Raw genomic sequence first — 17104 nt, forward strand, 5'->3', positions numbered from 1 at the left:
CCGCCCAGCGCGACGGCGGCAACATCGGAGTACAGGCGATCGACCAGCGCGCGATTGTGCCGGTGGTTGGCCGCAAATGCCTCGTCCTCGCGGACAACCCGCGTTTCGAGCCGGGGGCCGCTCACTGTGCCCCCACCAATTCGCGGCCGATCAGCATCCGGCGCACCTCATTGGTGCCGGCACCGATGTCGAGCAACTTGGCATCGCGAAGGAACCGCTCCACCGGCCAGTCCTTGGTATATCCAGCGCCGCCCAACGCCTGGACCGCCTCGCCGGCCACCCGGAACGCGTTCTCACTGGCGAGCAGGATGGCACCCGCGGCGTCGAAACGCGTGGTCTTTCCGGCATCACAGGCGCGGGCCACGGCATAGACGTAGGCGCGTGCCGAATTCAGGGCGACATACATGTCGGCGATCTTGGCCTGCATGAGCTGGAACCCGCCGATCGGCTTGCCGAACTGCTTGCGCTCGCGAACATAGGGCAACACGACATCGAGACAGGCCTGCATGAGCCCGAGCTGGATGCCGGCCAGGACCGTGCGTTCATAGTCCAGACCCGACATGAGCACGCCCACCCCGCCATTGAGCGGCCCCATGATGTTTTCTTCCGGCACGTGGCAGTCATCGAACACCAGCTCTGCGGTGGGGCTTCCGCGCATGCCCATCTTGTCGATCTTCTGCCCGATGGAGAAGCCGGGCATGCCCTTCTCGACGATGAAAGTAGTTATGCCGCGCGAACCTTCTCCGGTCTTAGCATAGACCACCAAGGTGTCGGCATAGGTGGCATTGGTGATCCAGAACTTGGTGCCGTTCAGGACATAGCCCCCGGCAACCTTTTCCGCCTTGAGCTTCATGCCGACAACGTCAGACCCCGCCCCGGCCTCAGACATCGCGAGACTGCCAATATGTTCGCCGGAAATCAGCTTTGGTAAATACTTCGCCTTTTGCTCGGGGTTGGCCCAGCGGCGAATTTGATTAACGCAGAGATTGGAGTGCGCACCGTAGCTGAGCGACAGGGAGGCCGACTGCCTGCCGATCTCCTCCACGGCGACCACGTGCTCCAGATAGCCGAGGCCGAGGCCGCCGAACTCCTCCTCAACCGTGATGCCATGGAGGCCCAAAGCTCCCATCTCGGGCCAGATTTCGCAGGGGAACCAGTCCTCGGCATCCATGCGGACGGCCAAGGGAGCGATCCGATCCTCAGCAAACCGGCGAGTCGTATCGCGGATCATATCTGCCGTCTCACCTAAAGCGAAATCCAATTCCACAAGCTGCCTCCAAATCGATGTGTGCCGAATCTAGAAGATTGCGCCCGTGAAGAACCCTACCCTCACCGGGTAGTTCAGATCTGCGCCCAGGACGGCAACTTTTCTGTGCCCTGTCTTCGGCAGGCGGCATCGCTATTACGGGAGGTCAGGGTGAAGGGATTGGTTCTGCATGGCGCCGAGGATGTCCGATACGAGGGAATCGACGATCCCGAGATTGCAGACGCTCGGGACATAATCGTTCAGGCCAAGGCCTGTGGCATCTGCGGAAGCGATCTGCACCTTTATCATCAGCATGGCGATTTCACCGAGATCGGAGCCGGCTTCAGCACCGCAGGCAAGATCTGCGTCGGCCACGAAGCCGTCGGCGAAGTGGTGGAGATCGGCAAGGCGGTCACCCGCCACCGGGTCGGCGACACCGTCATGCTCTCGGGCTTCGTTAGTTGTGGGCGGTGCGCTGAGTGCCTGCGCGGCAACAGCAAGATGTGTCGGGGTGGCGGGTGGAACGTCTATGGCCTCGGCACTGGGCTGGGAGGATGCCAATCCGAACTGATCAGGGTTCCGGGCGCGGACCACAATGCAGCCGCACTACCCGAGGGCGTAAGCATCGAGCAGGCCATCCTGCTCACCGACAATCTGCCCACTGCCTATTGTGCCGTACTCAACGCTGACATCCGGTCCGGCCGGACGGTCGCTGTGGTCGGCCTAGGCCCCATCGGCCTGATGGTGATCGAACTCGCCCTAATGATGGGTGCCTCCGTCGTTTATGCGATCGACCTTGTACCTGAAAGGAGACGGCGCGCTGCCGAACTGGGGGCAGTGCCGGTGGACGGCGGAGATGTCGTCGAAGTCCTGGCCGAGGCCACCAAAGGCAAGATGGTAGACTGCGTTATCGAGGCAGTAGGCTCTGATCGGACTGTAAAGCTGGCGTTGGACCTCGTCGGCATCGACGGCACAGTATCGATCTTGGGGGTCAACAACGAAATGGACTTCCGAATTCCCCCCAAGGCGTTCTTCAACAATGTTACCATCCGAGGTAACTTCGCAACGGAAATCACTCGATATTGGCAGGATTTGATAGCTTTATTGCAGGCCGGGCGCATCTCGCCAGAGCGCTTTATCACGAGCCGCTACAACCTCTCCGATGGCACCGCAGCCTACCGCCAGTTCAGCGATAACAAGGCCGAGAATCTCAAGACGATACTCTTTCCCTAACTCGCCTTGCCCGTCCATTTCAGCGTCCGAATGCTATTCGAACAACTGCATTTTCCTGATCGCCTCGCTTGCCGCAACCCGATCGTGGACGCCCAGTTTCTGATAAATGTTCTTGAGATGGAATTTGGCGGTGTCAGGGGAAACGTCGAGCGCCCTGGCAATGTGCTTCACCGGAAGGCCGCGCTCGATCAGGAAGAGCACTTCGCGCTCTCTTCCGGTGAATGCCAACAGCTCCGATCGCCCATTGTGCGGACCAGGGGGCAACGGGTCGACACGTTCGGCGCCAGTTTGCGTTTTTGCATCCACCTCGGCGCGATGCATGATGCCGACGAGTTCTTCACGTAACGTGTTGCCCCCAGCGCCTAGTGCCCGGCGGAGCCCATCCTGCTCCAACAGCGCAGGGTCATCGATTTCATCGACGATTGTCCGCTTGATCCCGAGCGGCGCTCCCATCTCGAGGCATTCCGCCAGCACGTCGACAGCGCGGCTGGAGTTGCCGGATGCCCATGCGGCAGAAGCCAGCAGCGCCATGATGGCGAGTTGGTTTCGTCTCCACGGCGTGGACCTCAGTGTCTTGAGCACCTCTTCCAAATCTGCCGCTGCGCGCGCGGGGTTGGAGCGGGCCTGAACCCGCCCCTGCGAGATGACCGCGAGAAAGTTGACCGCTGCCTGACCTGTGCCACCAAGGCCCACGCTTTTGTCAGTCATCGATGTCAGACGGTCGAGGATAAGGCGGACATGACCGGATCGGCCCTGCTTGAGCGCAATCCAGATCTGCGTCGCAAACGCGTTGGCCCGCAACCGGTCGAGCATGCGGTTCGATCCGACTTCTTCCAGGCGGTGCAGAAGGGCTGCTGCATCCTCGGTCGAATTGTCGAGAAAGAGCGCTTTCGCGATCGCCGATGCGCCAGAGGCAAGCCCGCCGGGAAGGCAGGCCCGAAAAACGAGATCCAGCCGTCCAATGAGCAAAGATTGCAGTTCGTCTATCCGGTTCATCTCGTAGAGCACGTCGAGCCATGGACCTACCGCGCTCGCTGCCACCGCCGAGGCGTAGCCACGTCGCCCCTCCGCGACAGACACGATACGGCGATATTCGGCATCGGCTGCTGTCATGTCTCCTTCAAGCGTAAAGGCTTTCGCGATTCCCAAAGTCCCATAGACCCAGGCCAGATGACCCTGGGCTTCAGGGCCATAGCGGGCAGCACGGTAAAGTTCCGAGCGTCCTTCCTCAAACCTGCCAACCGAAATGCTGTGCCAAGCCGAGAAATTGGAATAGCCGGCGTGGATGAACGGCGATTCAGGACCTTGCTGTATTGAAAAACCGGATTTGACCACTTCAAACGCCGTTACGAAGTCATCCATCATCGCATACCGAAAGGCATCCGCGAGACAAAGCTCCAGCGCGGTCCCCACGTCTTTTGCACCCGTCGAAAGTTCCCGGACCTGCTCGATGAGTTCAGCGCCGCGAACCAGATCGTAGAGCGCGATACGTGCCCAAGCCTCGGCCATCAGAAGCCCGATATCAGGCTCGTCCGGCCTTTCAGGTAGCCGCTCGAGCCAGGAAATGCAGCGATCCGGCACCCCGTCGAGGGTCACCCGCCTGCCCTCTCTCCCCAATAACTGGATGGCCCGCTCGAAAGCACCGGCATCGATCAATTCATCGATCGCCAGGTCCGGCTGTCCGATGCGCTCGTGCCAATCTGCAAGTTGCAGCGAAAGAGCCTGAAATTTCGAGAGGTCGGATGATTTGAGTTCCTCAACGAGATAATCGGCAAGAAGCGGATTTATAGTGATCTCCCTGCCACCCGCTGTCCTCTCGAACACCGGGTTGGCCGCGACGAGTTCACCTACATCCGGCGGCCCGTCCAATCGCGAGAAAATCCTGTTCAAGAGCTTGGGTTCGGCTGCACCAACGAGTGCTACCAGTCTGAGAAGCTGCAATTCCGCATCGGTGCAATCTGCCAGGACCTCCTCTTTGATGAAAGCCGCCAGGTCGCCGTTCGCGCTCGCCATGCCTGTACCCGGCAGCGCCGGGAACCGGGACAACTGACCACGTGCAAGAACCTGAACCGCAGCCGGCCAGCCTTGCGTCATGCGATATTGAGAACCGACGAGGAATACGTCCGGAGCCGTCACAAACCGCTTGCGGATAAGTTCGTGCATATCAGCAAAGCTGAGGAGCAGCTCATTTGGGGGGACTGGTCGGTATCGGCCAGTCGTCGAAATCTTGCCCAGTCGGACGAAAGGAGTCCTTCTCGCGCTGAACGCTATCCGAAATGTGTCGAACTCGGGCGAAAAAAGGCGCTCAATGATGTTTGCAAGCTGCGGTTCCAGAACGTCGATGTCATCCAGAATCAGTGTGACAGTCTTGCCGAACTGTTCGATGGCGGATTGCAGTTGCATCACCGCCAAGTTGGGCGAGGAAATGCGTTCGATCTCGAGGCCGACACCGATCCCGGAAGCGCGCAGCGTCGCAGACAGGTGTGAAATCAACGTGTTTGCATCGAGTTCGACATCGCGGAGCGAAAGCCATGCCACCGCATGACCAGCAGCCTTCGCTTCCAAATGAATTTGGCGCAGATATGAAGTTTTACCGTACCCTGCTGGTGCCAAAACCCCAACGATCGCAGCGGGTTGTGACTGCAACCACCGCACGGAATGACTCACCGCTTTGCGATAGATCTCATACTTTGGGGCCGATGGCGGTGCCAGAAGGGATTGCAGGACAACCATTTACGCAATCCGATCTGAAGCTATTCCTTGTGCCCATCGAGGGCCGATGTAGCAGGTGCTGGTCTCTGAGGGCGAGTATAATACACCTCAGTCCTGCATGCAAAGCCTTGAGCGCGAAGCGTTTCCGCCTCGCGCCCATGAACTTCAGAAGCTGAACCTGACCCTCGCGCCGTAGGTACGAGGATTTGCGACAGCTAGATAGTTGTAACCCAAGCCACCCGAATAAAGGTCGAGTCCGTAAGCGTAGGTCTTCTCGTTGAAGAGGTTCTTGGCCCACGCGGAAACTCGTACGTTCCCCTTTTCCCAACTGATCTCACCGTTGACCTTGGCGTAGCCAGGCTGAACCAGTTCCTGATTTTTCGAACCAGACCCTGCTCCATTCTTTTCGTTCCAAGGCGAGAGCCACTGGCGGCTGTAATAGTTCACGTTGCCGTTCAGGCGGACGTCGCCGCCGGCAACTGCAAACGCCCGCCAGTCGAAACCAGCCTGGATTGACCAACGGGGCGCTTGCGTCAGATCGTTACCGTCAAGCCTTGTCCCGCTCCCGGGAATGGGAACGCTGTTCGCGTCAAGCAGGGTTCCCAGTTCAAGCTGCTTGTAGGTGGCGTGGAGATAGCCAATCGAGGCATTCAAGGTGAGCGCGGGCGAGACACGCAACTGAAACTCGCCTTCGAGGCCGTAGATTTCCGACTTCGGTGCGTTCAGCAGGAAGCTGACCGGTGCCGGCCCGACAATCGTATTGTCCGTCCGAACATCCTGAAGCTGTTGATTGGTGTAGTCGTAATAGAAAGCACTGACGGCCGCGGTCAGGGAATTGTCGAAATACCGCCCTTTGAAGCCAGCTTCGAAGGCGTTGACCTTTTCCGGTGCAACGTAAAAGATGCCTCTTGCCGACGTGAAGCCGCCGCCGTTAACCGCCCCAGCACGATAGCCCCTGCTCGCGCTCGCGAACAGCAGAGTGCCGTTTGCAAGCGTATAGCTCAGCCCAATCTTGCCGGTTACCGCACCCTCTGAGTCACACAGATTCACACTGTTGTCAGGCTTTGTGGCGCACTGGCGCGAAGCCGGGACGTCAGTTCCGAAGACGGTTTGGAGAACCTGTGTGACCGGGCCGGCCTCGAACGGCAAGACAACGAAAAAGGACTTTCCATCCTCATATCGAGACTTGTCTCGCGTGTAACGAATGCCCGCAGTCAGGACCAGGTCACTGGATAGGTTGAAATCTCCCTGCGCAAAAGCCGCGTATGACTTTCTCTTCTGCACAAAGCTTTGCAAAAAGCCTGTTGTTCCGCCAATATTGAAAAGGTTATTGGTCGCGTTTCGATCGCTTCCATAGTAAGCACCGCCGACAAGGTGCAATCGATCCGTATCATAATTCAAACGGATTTCTTGGTTGAACTCCTTTGTTTCGGAACGGAGATCATCATACAGAACTGGCAGCGGCGACCCATCGGCTTCTTGAACCACGTAGCCCTTGCCGCTCTGGAGCGACGTAACAGAGTTCAAGGTGATGCGATCGCTGATGTCGATCTTGATGTTCGCTTGCCCACCTTGAACGCGCATCGGCTGTTCTGCTACAATCCCATGCGCAGTTTCGAAAAATCCCAGTCCGGCCCTTGATGCCGTGATCCCATGGACGCCGACCTGAGTTCCGTCGCTACGAGCCGCAAACCCCTTCAGTCGAATATCAACCGCTCCGTTGCCCGGCTTAATGCGAAGCGTCACGCGCCCTGACAGGCTATCGGTTGAATTTGGCCGCGGAGTCCCCGGCACGACATTTCGGATCAAACCGTCGTTCTTTTCGTAGGTGCCAGCAATCCGGAGTCCCAACTGATCATCTACCAGCGTTAGCTCAACTGCTGCTTGCGCTTGGCGATCATCGAAGTTGCCGTATCCCAGTTCGACAAATCCATTGTTTCCTGAGAGCTTGGGCGCCCTGGTGACGAAGTTGATTGCGCCGCCGGTTGTGTTTCGCCCGTACAGCGTGCCCTGCGGCCCTCTCAGAACCTCAACGCGTTCAAGATCGAATATCTGGAGGCCTTGACTCGCTCGTGATGCGACATAAGCGTCATCAATGTAAACGCCGACCGGCGATGCCTGGTTGGCGTTATACTCATTGCCCACGCCAATGCCGCGCATTGTAAAATTGGGAATAATGCTGAACGGGCTGCTGACCTGCAGGTTGGGCACCGCGCTCGCGAGCTCGCTTGATGCTGAAATTCCCTTGCTTTGAAGAGCTTCATTCCCAACGACCGAGATCGCAAGTGGAACCTTGAGGAGCGACTGCTCGCGACGTTGGGCAGTAACAACGATATCTTGGGTTGCGCTGGATTCATCCGCGCTGGCCCCGGCCGGTTGGTCAGCAGCCTGAGCAAGTGCAGGCGCGCCTGAAAGCAGCGCAATTGGCGACGCAACCGTCAATAGCTTGTGACTTACCCTCATCCATCCCTCCTTCGGATTCTGTACCGACCGCGAGGCTTCCACCTTGCGGATACTCTTATCTCGCACCACATGGCCGAATAGGGGAACGATGTTGACTACCCGAACTGGGTGGGCTCCTAGATGGGGAGCCGAGCCAACCGACCGTATCGCGCTGCTTGCAGGCAATGTGCTGGCTGCACTCGGTGATTGCCCGCGTCGGGGCCGCTGCAACGCGGCCCCAGAGAAACCTGACAGAGCCAGATCACGCGACCGCTGAGCGTGAGGGGGCGTGCGGAAGAACTTTCAGAGGCTGACCGAAAAAGAAGGTGTGCAATATCAGTAGCATTTGATTCAGGCGTTGTTGCGACACGACGACGGAACGACACATGTGGACCGATATCACCCGGCGGCGGCATGCCAGAGCCGCTCTGTTTTTGCCCAGCGATTTGACCGATGCCGAATGGGAAATTCTGGAGCCGTTGCTCCCGCCGCGCGGTAAACTCGGTCGCCCGCCGGTCTGAATTACCGGCAGATAGTCGAGGCGATCCTGTACCTGCTGCGAGGCGGAACCACCGCTGTTCAGGACGGAGACGACTGGATTATTACCGGCGAAAAATGGTTCGCATCCAATTGGAGTGGGGCCCTGGGTTCGGACAGAAGTCAGGCGGCAGTTTTGACCATCAGGCGGGCGTGCTGCTCCTCGAACTGGACCGGGCTGAGATATCCCAGAGCCGAATGTAGCCGGCGGCGGTTGTAGACGTCTTCGATGAATGGCGGAAGCAGAGTTGCTACGTCAGCGTAGGTCTCGAAGGCCATCGGGTATACCGCTTCGACCTTGAGCGCTTTCATGAAGCTCTCGGCCTTTGCATTGTCGTACGGATTTCCTCGTCGGCTCATCGAGCCGACGATGCCATTGGCAGCCAGGATTTCTCGGTACGCGGCAGCCGCATAAGCGTCGCGCTCGAGCACGACCGTCTTCATATTATCGAACAGCACGTCCCGCGGCACGCCGCCGAAGGCAAGGAAGGCGTGCTCGTGACACGCGATCAGCGTCTCGACGCGTTCATCCTCCACGAACTCGATATAAGCGGCACGGCTCCAGCCCAAAGTCGCGACGAATAGGGACAACCGGTTCTCACCGCGCCGGATCGTCGCCCAGTCGACCTGCATCTGCTGGCCAGGCGCCGTCTCGAACCGCACCACTGGCTCAGGTACCACGACCGCTCGCAACGACGCGATATAGACCTTCACCATCGTGTAGCCGCCGCCATAACCCCGCTCGCGGATCTCGCACAGCAACACCTTGGCAGGGATCACCTCGGGCAGCGCCGATCGCAGTCGCTCGGCGATGTAATCCTGATAGGCATCCAGCTTGGTCGCTCGGGCCGGCCGTGATCGATAACGCGCCGCCGCCGGCTCCCGCAGATGACGACGCACCGTGTTGCGCGAACAGCCGAGCTCGCGCGCAATCTCCCGTACCCCTTTCCCGTGCTTCGCCAAGACCCGGATCTCCATCGCCGTCTCTTCCCCAACCATCCGGGCCTCCTCACAGGGAGGACCACGATATCGCATGGGTCAGATTTCAATCGGCGCCCGGGTCACTTTTACTTCGGCGCTCACAGCGGATAAGCAAGCGGCCGGGCCGCGAGCACCTCCTCGACCGTGAAAGGTCGCTGAAACTGGCACAGCGGGTTCATCGTCGAGTGCCAGTGGTTCTTCGACGCAATGTGCACAAGCTGTATTTGCGTCGAACCAAAGTCGCGCATGTGTGCGCGTGCCCAATGACCGTAAATATCCATGAAGGCCGAACGTTCCCCCTCGACGGGTGGGCTTTCGCCCCCTCGCTATAGCGCGCCAGCTCCCTGAAAACTCCCTCGCGATCATGCACGTCGACGCCGCCGAGGAACACTGCTTCGCGTCAGGTGACATCGTGGGTCGAAAGCCTCTCGGCCCCGACCGCCAGCGCAATGTCCGCCATTCCGGCGCGCACCTGCATCACCGCAAGCCACAGCGCACTCGAACTCGACGCTCAGCCATTTTCCAGATTGGTGATTGGCGCCGTTTCGAACCCGAGCGGACGAAGCGCAATCTGTCCTGGGGCGGCAGACTGACCCTCGATAAGCCCCTGCCCGACATTGCCGAAATACAGCCCTTCGACATCGCTAGGCTGCGCCGACGCATCCTTCAGGCAAAGCTCCACAGCCTCACGCACCATCGCCTTGATGCTGCGCTCCGGGCAAAGACCGAACTTGGTCATCCCGACGCCGGCAACATACACCGGATCATACCTGCCCATCAATCAGTCTTCCCAGTACCGACCGGCGCCAGCCACCCTTCACAGGGGCGCTTGGCTGCGTATCGCGCAATTAGAACTTAAACGAAACCTCACCGCCAATCACGCGCCCTTTTTGCAATACCGAATAGCTTGCACCTGGCCCGCCAAAAGCAGTTGGCAGTAACGCATCTGTTCCGAGCGTTGACTCATTGAGCAGGTTCTTGCCATAGACAGAGAAGGTGAACATGCTCGCTTTCGGTGTCCAGGAGAGGTTGGCATCGAGGATATTGGCGCCTTGCAGAAAACCTGCATTGTTATCGGTAAAAAATGCCCGGTCGCGGTGCGCGATCGACGCATTCGCAACGATCCTGCCGACCGCGTCGTCATTGATCTCGTAGTTGAAGCCCGCGCCGTAGGTATATGGCGACAGCCGCGGCAGACCGAGTGCAAGATCGACGCCGTTCACCACCCCGTCGCCCGAAATGTCGAGCAGGACGTTCTTATACTTGCCGTCGACATAACCGAGGAAACCGGTGAGCGAAAAGCCCTCGAACAGTTCGACCTTCCCATCCACCTCGATCCCGCGGATTCTCGCGTCTGCGGTGTTCCGAATGGTTTGCACGAAGCCCAGCGGTCCGGGTACGATGATTTCGCGCTGCAGACCGGACACGTTGTTCGTGAATAGCGCGACGTTGACATGCGATCGCCACGTCCCGTACTTTGCGCCAATCTCAAAGCTGTCCTGAGCTTCCTGATCGAATGGGCCTGGCGGAACGACAGCGTCGGTGCTGCGAAGATTATAGCCACCACTTCGAAAACCGCGGGTGTAGAAACCATAAACTTGCAGCTCGGACATCGGGTTCCACTGGAATCCCACTTTGGGGGTAAAGCTTCCCCAAGTCTTTTTATCGCTGAATGTCTCGCCGCAAACGCGCGTATCGACGTTACATCCGCCGGCACGCACCTGCTGAACAGAAGCGCGCTTCCGCTCACTGGAAAAGCGAGCCCCCAAATTGACCGTGAACGTTTCGGTAAGCTCCCAATCCGCTGAGACAAAGGCTCCCAGCGTTCGCTGTTCGAGCGTCCCGCCCCCTGACACGTTGACCGTGCCGCCATTCAGCGCACGGCTTTCAACATACAATATGCGCTGGTCGAAATAATATAGGCCGGTAACCAGATTGACCGAACCCAGCTTTGCCGAATACCGCAGCTCGTTACTGAACTGATGCTGTCGCATCTGCAGGCGGACGTTGGCGAGAAACTGGGGCGTGGCATCCAGATCATTGACCGCATCGGTATTAATTTTGCGATAGCTCGCGATATTCGTGATGGTGCCGCCGGCCGCGTCGATGTTGAGCTCGCCCGTTATCTGGTTCCAATCGGCCTTGCTGAGTCCACGTGTATCCTGCGAAACGCCGAAGGACCCACGTGGAAACAATGCGTGGTTCTGGCCCACCGAGCCATCTCCATCAAAACTGCCATGTTCGCCGCGGATGATAAACTGGACGTCGTCCGACGGCGTGAAATTTAAGGCCGATCGCAGGACGAATTGTTCGGCCTTGCCTAGCGACTGGCCATTCGCCTGATTGCGAAACCAGCCATCATCCTTGTTGTAATAGACCGCAATCTTGCCCGCCAGACGATCGGTGACGAGAGGCCCCGTGACGTGCCCCCCTGATTTTCCTCCAAGCTTGATTAGAGTCCGGCCCATTGGAAGGACGGACAGATGAAGCGAACGAGGTTCACGGAAGAGCAGATCATTGGCGTGCTGAAGGAAGCGGAGGCGGGTGCGAAGACCGCTGACCTGGCACGGCGGCACGGGGTGTCGGAAGCGACGATCTACAACTGGAAGGCCAAGTATGGCGGGCTGGAGGTGTCGGACGCGAAGCGGCTACGGGCGCTCGAGGACGAGAACGCCAAGCTGAAGCGGCTGCTCGCCGAGGCCATGCTGGACAATGCCGGCCTGAAAGATCTGCTCGCAAAAAATTGGTGACGCCCGCTGCCAAGCGAGAGGCGGTCGCGCGTCTCCAGGCATTCCTGGGGATGAGCGAGCGGCGGGCGTGTCGAGTGATAGGCGCTGACCGGAAGAGCATGCGCTACCGGTCCCAGCGGGATGACGATGCCGAGGTTCGGTCGAAGCTGCGCGAGTTGGCGCAGCAGCGGCGCCGGTTCGGCTATCGCCGTCTGCATATCCTGCTGCGGCGGGAGGGTATCGTGATCAACCGCAAGAAGACCCAGCGGCTTTATCGGGAAGAGAAGCTGGCGGTTCGGCGCCGGCGTAATCGGCGCCGCGCCATTGGTGCACGGGCTCCAGCCCCAGTTCTTGCGCTGCCCAACCAGCGCTGGAGCCTGGACTTCGTCCACGATCAGCTCGCGTCAGGCCGTCGGTTCCGGGTCCTGAACATCGTGGATGACGTGACCCGGGAGTGCCTGCGTGCCGTGCCGGATACCTCGATCTCAGGACGCAGGCTCGTGCGCGAGCTGGCTGATCTGATCGCCGAGCGTGGCAAGCCTGGCATGATCGTCAGCGACAATGGCACGGAACTGACGTCCAATGCCGTGCTCGCATGGTGCGGGGAGGTCGGCGTGGAGTGGCACTACATTGCGCCGGGCAAGCCGATGCAGAACGGCTACGTCGAGAGCTTCAATGGGCGCATGCGCGACGAACTGCTCAACGAGACCCTGTTCCTCAGTATGGATCATGCCCGCGTCCAGATCGCGGCATGGGTGGAGGACTACAACCACGAACGGCCACACTCAGCCCTTGGATACGAGACCCCGGCGGCCTTCGCCGCCGAACTGCATAAGCAATGGCCTGCTCCGCTACGCCCTACGGGCTCCGCTGCACAGGCCATTGCTTACCCGGCGCTCATGCGCAACAAAACGGCCCGGCTCTAATCCCAGCTGGTGGAAAGCTGGGGGTCACGTCACCCGAAACCAAACCGCTGGCAATGACGTTTAGACCGGTTTCCACCGCGACACGGCCGGCCACACGCAGGGTCTGGCCCGGCGTCGTCGTTCGTAGCAGCACGGCGCCGCCCGTCACATTTTTTCCAAATAACAGACCCTGGGGGCCCCGCAGCACCTCCACGCCTTCTAGGTCGAAATTGTCGAGAACGAGGCCGGCGCTCACACCCATATAGACACCGTCCACGAAAACCCCAACGGTCGGCTCGATAGATGGAATGGTGCTGTTCACGCCCTGACCGCGAATTGAGAAATTCGCGTAACCAGGTTGATTACCGGTTGCTTCGAGCTGCACGTTCGGCACGTCGTAGCTCAGATTCTGGAGGCTCCGGACAAAATTGCTTTCCAACTGGTCGCCACCGAACGCCGTGATGGCCATCCCCACGTCCTGAACGCTCTGGCCGTCGGCACGCTTTGTTGCGGTAACGACAATGTCTTCCTGGTCCGCAGCGATGACAGGCGTGTCCTGAGCATGTGCAACACCGCATAAGGTGCCCGTTGCCAGCATGGACAACGCTACAGTGTGAAAGAGACGCGCAGTGGCGCGCGAACGATGCTTCGACATCCTATTTTCTCCCGGATCAAGTGGGTCGCGCTCAGGATCGACCGCGATCCGCTGGTGTTCCAGCTTGCCGTCGCCTTATGCCGCAGCCATACTTGGCGTCAAGAAAAACTCGCGGAACGATCGTCCAAAATGTAACTCGATGATTAGCCGAACATTCGCACTAATATTGGACCCTTCATTGTCAGGCGTCGTAGCGGTCCAGACGCTCCCGAGATTGACTTATCCGTCAAAGTGAGGCCTTTGAAATTGATGATGGACAACGTTGCTAAGTCACGAAGCACAGCGCAGGATGCTGATCTTGTGGAGAATGCCTGGCTCGATGAGTTGACCCCTCCGTCGACTACGAGGGAACGGTTGCTCGACGCCGCCGAAGAGCTTGTTGCGCGCTTTGGGTTTGACGCGCCTTCGGTCCGTGACATCGCTGCGGCGGCCAATGTGCGCCTTGCCGCGATCAGCGAGACATTTGGTGGTCTCGACAATCTCACCAGTGCAATTGTCGAACGCAGATCGCCTACTTTGGCGAAAGCAAGGCTGGAGCAATTGGCAGACGCTCAGGCTGACGGACCAGCGTCCTTGGAAGCGGTGGTCGCTGCCTTTATAAAGCCGTTGTTCGCTCGTATGGAAGTTTCCGAGAAGTGGCGACATTTTGCGCAGGTTTCGGCGCAGCTCGGGTCATCGGCTCAGTGGGACAAGCGGCTTGGGCATTTCCTTGAGATAGAGGCACCCGCGTTCTTGGCTGCGATGCGCAACGCGGAGCCCGATCTCAGTCAAGAGCAGGCCGCCTGGTGCTTTGCCTTTCTTATGGGGGCGGTCGCAAGCGCGACGTCTGCAACAGGCTGGGTTTCGCAGCTCTCCGATGGGATGGTAGAAGAAAACGATCTGGAGGGTATGCAGAGCGAACTGCTTGTATATGTACCGGCAGCCATTCGTGCCGTAGCTCAGGCAGTCGACCAAGTGCGCATCGGCACGCCCCTCCCCAATCCCCCTGCGTCTACAAAGACACGCGATCGCATCCTCGACGTGGCCGAGCGACTGTTTGCAGCGCACGGCTTTTACGGCGTTTCAATGCGCAAGATCGCCAGCGCGGCCGGAATTTCTGTCGGCCTGTTCCACTATCACTTCAAAACGAAAGAAGGCGTGTTCCTAGCCATGTGCCTTCGCCGACATCCGGCGCTCAACGAGCAACGGTGGGAGATTCTCGAGATCGCGCGTGAAATGCCACAAAGTCGGGAGCGCCTCGCCACGGTCATCCACGCGCATCTTTGCACCCCCGCCAGCCATACCAAAAGAGGGGGCCGGGGCTGGTCGAATTATTTCCGTGCAATGACGACGGCGATCCCGTCCCACGGCGTATATTGGCTGAGCACCTTGCGGGTGATCGCAGACGATATCATGCACGCGATCGTCGCGGAGACAGTTAGCGCGGTTCCAAACCTTTCACGACGACGCGCATATTTGGCCTACCTCTTCGCGAATGGACTGGTCGCTTTCTGTTACTCCGGCAGCGCCAGGATCGAACGCCTGTCGCAAGGGGCGTTGAAGGCCAACGATTATCCCAGCATGTGCGAACAGGTCCTGCGCTTCCATGTCGGCGGCGTGATCGGGATCGCCGCCGTGCGGTGACCGCCCGACCCAGGTGAGCGAAGCAAAAGACGCACCGCGTCTGAAATGGGCGCAATGGCTGTGAGACCCGCGCGGGAGGGCTGTCATGAGCATAAGCATTTGGATGCGGCGGCGGTACGGGAAATCGTCCGGTTCTACCGCAACAAGATCTCGGCGGGCGTCTTTGGCCCATTCTCCACTTACATAGCACTCTCCTCGTCTAGTTCCGGTAGGCCGCGATCACGGACGCGCGTGCCGAAATCTCGATCCAGTTGCCGTCTGGGTCGAGGACGAAGCCGTATCTTGCGACATCGCCATAATCGATCGGTGAACGGCCAACTGCTCCGCCTCTTGCCTCAACGTCTTTGCAGACCGCGTCCGCATCGAAGACCTGAAAGGTCAGGTAGCGGATCCCGCGACCGCGCAAGGGGATTGCCAAGGTCGGCCTGGCAGCGGTTCGGAACCCTATCGTAGCACTGCCGTAGCGAACCGTCGCGTCGTCGACCTGCTCAAGGCCGAAGACGTCCGAGTAAAATCGAATTGCATTATTCGGGGACGGGGTCGCGATCTCGATATCGAGGCCCTGTCCCCCTACCGACCGTGCGGGAGCGGGGACTAACGCGTCCGGGCAGTACACTGGAGATCCATCCTGCAGCGAGAACCGCTTTCCATGAATCGCAAACCAGGCAAGGCCGGATGACGGGCCGTCCGCCAGTGGCTCGATCGCAACGTTGACCTTGAGTACCGCCTGATCGATATTGAAGCGGTGCTGCAAAAACCCCTCGATCTCGATGACGTGATCGAGTTGCAGGCCAATTCCGGTCCAATCCTCAAGTCGGAACTGGCACCGGTCGATCATGAGGCCGACATCAAAGCAGCTCTTGGCTAACCGCATGGTCGCTCCCTAGACTGTGCGCCAGGCACTGAGTTCATGTGCCAAGTAACTGGATGGCATCCAGATCGATCACATGCCGGGCGTGCCGATCGACCATAGTGAAGAACATTTCCTCGCCGCGCGTTGTCCGCTTGGTAAGAATGAGGCCGGCGATGGCGACGGTCAGTCCCGCAAAACTGTAATGCCGATAATCCCGATAAAACTGATCGAAACTGTAGTCTCGCACGCCGCAGTCAATCAGCTCGCTGAAATAGACGTCGAGAAGCTCCTGTTCGTGTGCCCTGCGATCATCCGGAAGAATAGAGCCTCCCACGAAATAGGCTGCGTCCATACCCGCGCTAAGCATGTTCACGGTCTGCCAGTCGACCGTTGCGATCCGTCCTGACGCGCCGTCGACAAGCAGATTGTCAGCGCGGAAGTCGCAGTGCGTGAGGCATTTGGGTGTGGGCAACGCCACATTCCATTTCCGGTGTGCCGAGACGAAACGCGAACAGACATCGCGGACCTGCGGATCCATTCTCTGTCCGAAGTAAGAGTCGAATTCGCGCCAAGCCTGTTCGAGCAATTCGGTCGTATAGAAATCCTGAGCGGTCTCGGGCACGGACAACCATGATAGCTGCCGCAAATGGACATCATCCCAGCTGGATGCGTGGAGACGCGCAACCTCCCGCAGCGCCTCACACCCTTCCGCAACGCTCATTCCTTCGAGCTGGTTACCGGCCCGGCTGCTTGACAAATCCTCGAAGACGATCAGGAAATCGTGCGTATCGTGATCGAACTCGGCCGTGAGTACCGGGGGCACGTAGATCCGAGAGCGCGGTGCCAGCTCCTTGTAGAAGAGAACCTCGTTGCGATAGAGGTTGAGCGCCCGGCACGTGGTCCGGCTGTTCTCGTCGGATGACGGAAACTTGCCGACGATCGACAGTGGCGCGCCGTCTGCCGCTCCTCCCGCGCGTTGCAAGGTAAAGCGCAGCGACTCCGCCAACTGCCCGGTCCCGATCGGGACCGCGTCAAACGAGTCGACCTCCCCGCCATATCCGTTCCGGCGCAGCAGTTGGTTGATCCATTCGGTCGTGATTTGCTTTGACTTGGGAATTCCGGATGCCATTGAGGATTCTTTCCGAAATGAGGTCTGTATCAGCCGGGTTTCACACCGTAGCCCGAAGT

General features: G+C 59.2%; 13 protein-coding genes and 2 pseudogenes. 5 read left to right on the top strand and 10 right to left on the bottom strand.

What is annotated here, in order from left to right:
• Positions 1 to 121: 121 nt before the first annotated feature.
• Positions 122 to 1231 (bottom strand): isovaleryl-CoA dehydrogenase, encoded by a 1110-nt coding sequence (locus BGN95_RS13575; RefSeq protein WP_286772978.1) that lies wholly within the window; start codon positions 1229 to 1231, stop codon positions 122 to 124.
• Positions 1232 to 1417: 186 nt separating this feature from the next.
• Between BGN95_RS13575 and BGN95_RS13580 the strand changes: the two genes are divergently transcribed.
• Positions 1418 to 2479, top strand: coding sequence for a zinc-binding dehydrogenase (locus tag BGN95_RS13580; protein WP_286772929.1), 1062 nt, complete (start codon positions 1418 to 1420; stop codon positions 2477 to 2479).
• Between the two features lie 33 nt (positions 2480 to 2512).
• On the opposite strand, the gene BGN95_RS13585 is transcribed toward BGN95_RS13580, so the two are convergent.
• Both BGN95_RS13585 and BGN95_RS13590 read right to left on the bottom strand, forming a co-directional pair.
• The gene (locus BGN95_RS13585; RefSeq protein ID WP_286772930.1) at positions 2513 to 5212 is read right to left on the bottom strand and encodes a LuxR C-terminal-related transcriptional regulator; all 2700 of its coding nucleotides are present in this window, start codon (positions 5210 to 5212) and stop codon (positions 2513 to 2515) included.
• 144 nt (positions 5213 to 5356) lie between these two features.
• Complete coding sequence (locus BGN95_RS13590; protein ID WP_286772931.1) at positions 5357 to 7654, bottom strand: TonB-dependent receptor; 2298 nt, start codon at positions 7652 to 7654, stop codon at positions 5357 to 5359.
• Between the two features lie 365 nt (positions 7655 to 8019).
• On the opposite strand from BGN95_RS13590, the pseudogene BGN95_RS13595 reads away from it, so the two are divergent.
• A pseudogene (locus tag BGN95_RS13595) lies at positions 8020 to 8201 on the top strand (transposase); the annotation flags it as partial.
• 92 nt (positions 8202 to 8293) lie between these two features.
• Here BGN95_RS13595 and istA read toward each other — a convergent pair.
• The 4 genes from istA to BGN95_RS13615 all read right to left on the bottom strand — a co-directional run bounded on the left by istA (position 8294) and on the right by BGN95_RS13615 (position 11619).
• Entirely contained in the window at positions 8294 to 9148 is an 855-nt protein-coding gene (istA, locus tag BGN95_RS13600; protein ID WP_286772932.1) for an IS21 family transposase, read from the bottom strand.
• Positions 9149 to 9249: 101 nt separating this feature from the next.
• Positions 9250 to 9432: a hypothetical protein gene (locus tag BGN95_RS13605; protein WP_286772933.1), complete on the bottom strand. Its 183-nt coding sequence runs from the start codon at positions 9430 to 9432 to the stop codon at positions 9250 to 9252.
• A 230-nt stretch (positions 9433 to 9662) separates the two neighbouring features.
• On the bottom strand, positions 9663 to 9890 hold the full coding sequence (locus BGN95_RS13610) for a hypothetical protein (protein ID WP_286772934.1): 228 nt from the start codon (positions 9888 to 9890) through the stop codon (positions 9663 to 9665).
• 109 nt (positions 9891 to 9999) lie between these two features.
• Positions 10000 to 11619: a TonB-dependent receptor gene (locus tag BGN95_RS13615; RefSeq protein ID WP_286772935.1), complete on the bottom strand. Its 1620-nt coding sequence runs from the start codon at positions 11617 to 11619 to the stop codon at positions 10000 to 10002.
• 15 nt (positions 11620 to 11634) lie between these two features.
• On the opposite strand from BGN95_RS13615, the pseudogene BGN95_RS27255 reads away from it, so the two are divergent.
• Positions 11635 to 11787: pseudogene (locus BGN95_RS27255) on the top strand (transposase); the annotation flags it as partial.
• On the top strand, positions 11754 to 12806 hold the full coding sequence (locus BGN95_RS13625; protein WP_502688294.1) for an IS3 family transposase: 1053 nt from the start codon (positions 11754 to 11756) through the stop codon (positions 12804 to 12806). The pseudogene BGN95_RS27255 and the gene BGN95_RS13625, both read left to right, overlap by 34 nt.
• Here BGN95_RS13625 and BGN95_RS13630 read toward each other — a convergent pair.
• Positions 12778 to 13440 carry a TonB-dependent receptor plug domain-containing protein gene (locus BGN95_RS13630; protein ID WP_353744705.1) on the bottom strand — a complete coding sequence of 221 codons (663 nt, stop codon included), beginning with the start codon at positions 13438 to 13440 and terminating at the stop codon, positions 12778 to 12780. The genes BGN95_RS13625 and BGN95_RS13630 overlap by 29 nt on opposite strands.
• A 249-nt stretch (positions 13441 to 13689) precedes the next feature.
• On the opposite strand from BGN95_RS13630, the gene BGN95_RS13635 reads away from it, so the two are divergent.
• Entirely contained in the window at positions 13690 to 15063 is a 1374-nt protein-coding gene (locus BGN95_RS13635; RefSeq protein ID WP_286772979.1) for a TetR family transcriptional regulator, read from the top strand.
• Positions 15064 to 15262: 199 nt separating this feature from the next.
• Here the strand turns inward: BGN95_RS13635 and BGN95_RS13640 are convergent, their stop codons facing one another.
• The gene (locus BGN95_RS13640; RefSeq protein ID WP_286772936.1) at positions 15263 to 15937 is read right to left on the bottom strand and encodes a VOC family protein; all 675 of its coding nucleotides are present in this window, start codon (positions 15935 to 15937) and stop codon (positions 15263 to 15265) included.
• Positions 15938 to 15971: 34 nt separating this feature from the next.
• The coding region (locus tag BGN95_RS13645) for an oxidoreductase family protein (protein WP_286772937.1) at positions 15972 to 17104 on the bottom strand (1133 nt) is incomplete at its 5' end.

Source organism: Sphingomonas sp. 66-10, from assembly GCF_001897045.1.
Taxonomy (GTDB): Bacteria; Pseudomonadota; Alphaproteobacteria; order Sphingomonadales; family Sphingomonadaceae; genus Sphingomonas; species Sphingomonas lycopersici.